The sequence below is a fragment of the Pseudomonas edaphica genome (genome assembly GCF_005863185.1).
In the GTDB taxonomy this organism is placed as follows: domain Bacteria; phylum Pseudomonadota; class Gammaproteobacteria; order Pseudomonadales; family Pseudomonadaceae; genus Aquipseudomonas; species Aquipseudomonas edaphica.
In genome coordinates this window covers 1-3815 of sequence record NZ_VBVZ01000584.1, presented here as the reverse complement: position 1 = coordinate 3815, position 3815 = coordinate 1, and the positions used below count along the sequence as shown (strand labels likewise).

5 protein-coding genes are annotated in these 3815 nt (G+C 58.8%); all 5 read right to left on the bottom strand.

Going from position 1 to position 3815, the window contains the following annotated elements; translation table 11 throughout:
- The coding region (locus tag FEM54_RS26990) for a conjugal transfer protein TraG N-terminal domain-containing protein (RefSeq protein ID WP_138453699.1) at positions 1-573 on the bottom strand (573 nt) is incomplete at its 3' end.
- Between the two features lie 12 nt (positions 574-585).
- Complete coding sequence (locus FEM54_RS26985) at positions 586-885, bottom strand: hypothetical protein (protein WP_138453698.1); 300 nt, start codon at positions 883-885, stop codon at positions 586-588.
- Complete coding sequence (locus tag FEM54_RS26980; RefSeq protein ID WP_138453697.1) at positions 882-2249, bottom strand: integrating conjugative element protein; 1368 nt, start codon at positions 2247-2249, stop codon at positions 882-884. The genes FEM54_RS26985 and FEM54_RS26980 overlap by 4 nt, the downstream gene beginning before the upstream one ends.
- Positions 2246-3205: a TIGR03756 family integrating conjugative element protein gene (locus FEM54_RS26975; protein WP_138453696.1), complete on the bottom strand. Its 960-nt coding sequence runs from the start codon at positions 3203-3205 to the stop codon at positions 2246-2248. Before FEM54_RS26975 ends, FEM54_RS26980 begins: the two co-directional genes overlap by 4 nt.
- Before the next feature lie 159 nt (positions 3206-3364).
- The coding region (locus FEM54_RS26970) for a JAB domain-containing protein (RefSeq protein ID WP_138453695.1) at positions 3365-3815 on the bottom strand (451 nt) is incomplete at its 5' end.

The window sequence follows — 3815 nt, the reverse complement described above, 5'->3', positions numbered from 1 at the left end:
CGCCCTGGCGGGCCCGTAGCAGTCATGGCTGAAGTCGGCGACCTCTTGTGCCAATACAGGGTCGTCAATTCGGGCGGCATCAATCTCCATGCGCATCTGCCGCAAGTCGGTGCCACACGGAATGGCCGCCACAGCAGCACCGGTCAAGGCTTTGGACAGTGAGTGCATAAAGAACCACCACACCGGTACATAGGCGCTCTGGTTATTCAGCACAGTGAAGGCATTGGACCAGCGCGTCTCCTGTGGCGTCGCGACCTTGATCTGGCATTGCGTGGAGCGGTTGTCGTCGTAAACCAGCGTGCTCAAATCAACCGGGATAAACGGAATACCCGCAAACATCACGATCACGATGGCCACCCACACACGGTTCTCCACGCGCAACGTCGACAGCACGCCTTTGTTGCCCTCATCAGCGCCTTCAGTGCGGGCGCGCAACCATTCTTGCAGCACGATGGCGAAGAACGGCAAGGCGATAACACCGCTGGCCACCAGCAAATCCCAGATGCCGTTATTGACGATCCAGGCCACCAGCGTCAGGTAATACTCGAGGTAGTCATCGGCATACAGCGTCATGATGCTTGGCCCTCAGGGCAACAGCTTCAGGCTGTGGATTTCCAGCAGGGTCAGTACCAGCACCGCAGCCACCGCTGTACGTCGAAGTGCTCGTTGTTGGCCATTGCTGAAATGCGAGCGGTAAAGGCGAAAAGCGCCATAACCGAGTGCAGCGTACAGGCCTATCCGCCAGCCACGAAAGACAGTGGAAGACCTTTCGAGCCATTTGCGCCAGGCCTCAATGCCGCCGGCCAATTCAATCCCCATCACATTGACGACAAAGGCAACGCCCAGGATCGATGCGGTCCATAGAAGCGGATGAAAGCCTTTCACGGGCGGCTCCGCGTCGCCGCTGGCTTCTGAATCTCATCCAGACGATTTCGCAGAGGATCACCCTGATAAATCCCGCGCGAACCCTCGCTGCGTGCACTGTGGCGCTGGATCAACACCGTCGGTGAATTGCTGGCCAGACTGCGCCGAAGCTCCAGCTCGGTTTTGAGGTTGTTGATCTCCTGGGTCAGCGTATCGCTTTCCGCAAGGATGGCTTCCTGGGCCAACTGATTGGCGGCGACGTTGGGCTCCTTACGGCCAGTCAGCAGTGTGCGCTGAAGCAGTAACGCCTTCTCCAACACGCTGGATAACGCCACTTCCGATGCCAGGCGACGCGCCAGCAAGTCCTGGTCCGGCTCATCGCGCAGCGCTTCGATCACGCCACGGGTAATCGGCAGCGACTGACTGCCGGCTGCCTGCAAGTTCACAAACGTAGTGGGTTGGCTGCCATTGATCAGTGCTTGCAAGGCTTGCAGCTTGGTTTCGTACTCTTCCTGGATCAGCGGCGTCAGACCCACGCCTGGCATGGTTTGGGTCTTGGTGCAGCTGTCGCAGGTGCGTTGCTCGCGCTCACCCAGCACGCGTGTGGCCCATTCTGTGGCGGCTTGCGGCGATGACCAGGTCTGGCAACTCAATTGATCGGCGCAGGCACTGATTGGTATGGAAGAGCGGTCATCCACGTCCCGACCATTCACCAGGTTGTAGCCGGCTCGCGTCACGTCGGCGATGACCAGTATCGGGGGCTGGCTGGCACCGCCTGCCGCTTGGCCACCGACCCAGGGCACGCCTTTATTGCCGCGGTCCTGTTCGGCTTGATCCACGGCGGCCACGGCATCTTTGCTGGCAACCGACTGGGTCAGTGCCATGCCCTCGGCAATTTGACCCCAGCCCAGTTGCCCACCGGCCATATCCGCCATGCGATTGGCCAGCGCTCGGCAAGTGGACTTTGAGCGATCAAAGTCCAGGCGCGCTTGCAGGATTCCGTTGGTAAGCAGGTTGTACAGCCCCGGATCCGCACGTTGAATGATCAACGCGGGCAGTGAGGCAACCGCGCCGGTCGCATTCTGGATCACGTTGCTCATGATCGATTGAAAACCCTTGGTGATGCCATTGAGCTGGTTTTGCAGCGTGGTCTCCAAACTCATATCGCCGCAAATCAAGTTGCTGTTCCAGCCGGCACCGACGCCGATGCTTTTCATATTCGCGGCGCCGCCCATCGACACCGCGCTGCCGCCACCAATGCTGTAGAGCACATCGTCGCCGATCACACTGCCGCTATAGCTGAAGCGAGTGTCGGGCTCGGCTACGGCGCCGTTGATGGACAGGAGGAGGGCGCTGATCCAGAGCGTTAGGTGAGAGGCCTTCATGGCGATTCTCGCGTGAAGTCAGTGCTGCCGAGAAAGGTTTGCCCTTGGCGTTTGCAGCAACTGTAGGGCCGCCATAATGCCCAGGCATAACCGCCATCTTCAGACTGGATAGTAGGAAGATTATTGGGAAACACCGCGCAGCTTGTTGACGGAATGGGCGCGAGTGTCTGCCACTTTCCGGTGCTGCTGTCGCTTTCAAGCAGAGGACCGGGCGGCCAGTAACCGGCATAGGGAAAGGCAATTAATGGCTGATAGACATGCAGCTGTCCCATACGCGTGACGATATCGCCCGCGCGCTGCGCCACCACCGCTGCTGCTTTAAAATCATCCACTTGATGTAAAAAGCCGCCTCGCGGGTAGATCGCGCCCCATAGGTTGAAACCGAGGCGGCTACCCACTTCGCGCAGTCCAGGCATCAATGCTTCGGGAAACACTGCCTCGGGGATGTTGTAGCGCCAGGCGATCGTATCCAGGGTGCTGAGCAGGTAGGGCATCAACGGCTTGCCCGCCCCAGGACAGACGTAGCCAGACTGACCGACAAACTGGTTGAACAACGCACCGGCAGGGTGGCCGATCGCATCAGCGTTTTTGAATTTGCTCAGGTTGTTTTCATGGCCGCTGGCGGTCGTGCCGTCGCCGCCACCTTGCGCGGTTGGATTTGTGAGGCTGAGCGGGCGCAGCTCCAGCCAAGGGTTCTGCCCTGTATTGCTGTAGCTGGACACCACGGCATCGGGGACGTAGTGGCGAACTTTGGGCGAGGTGCGCACCGAGCAACCGAAGGGCGTGCAGCGCAGCCAGTAGCAGAGTCCAACGACGCGGTAGGCCAGGCAGTCTGCTGAAAGCGCAGACGCGGTAATGGTTGCGCTGTTGAGTGCCGATACGCTGAGCGACTGCGTACCGAGCAAAATCGCGACCAGACTTCGACGCAGGCAGGTTTTATGGGTTGAGAAGGTCATTGGTTGAGCCTGAAAAATGGAGCTTTCAGTTCAACAAACGCTGATGCGGCCGGCATGTGGAAAACCGGGATGGCGGGTGCCCGATTTGCCACGGATAGAAGGGCGACGCAGCAAAAAAGCCTGCTGCGCCGCGACGGGAGGGTGTGAGTTTGACTCTGCTTAGAGCAGGCCGTGTTCCGCAAACGAATAGATATCGCTCTGGCCGACAATAAACTGATCCAGCAACTGAATATCCATCTCGGCCAGCAACTGCTTGATCCTCATATGCGATTGCCGATCTGCCGAACTGGGAGTAATCACCCCTGAAGGGTGGTTATGAACCAGGATAATGGCTGAGCAGTTGTGTGCGAATGCGCGCTGCACAATACGCCGGGGATGAACGCTGACGGTATTGATCGTGCCATGGAACAGCGTCTCGAACGCCAGTATCCGGTGAAGGGTATCGAGGAACAGCACGCCAAATACTTCGTGATCCTCGGGGCCGAGTTTCAGCCGGAGAAAGTGGCGAACGTCGTCGGGGGATTCCAGGGTAGGCCCGTGTTGGAATACGTGACGTTCGAGGATGCTGAGGGCCTCTTGAATCAGAAACGCTTCATCTTCGGTGTAGACG

Bases quoted from the DNA above. Each gene is read 5' to 3' on its own strand.
- FEM54_RS26980 (WP_138453697.1), bottom strand. From the start codon at position 2,249: ATGAAGGCCTCTCACCTAACGCTCTGGATCAGCGCCCTCCTCCTGTCC.
- FEM54_RS26975 (WP_138453696.1), bottom strand. From the start codon at position 3,205: ATGACCTTCTCAACCCATAAAACCTGCCTGCGTCGAAGTCTGGTCGCG.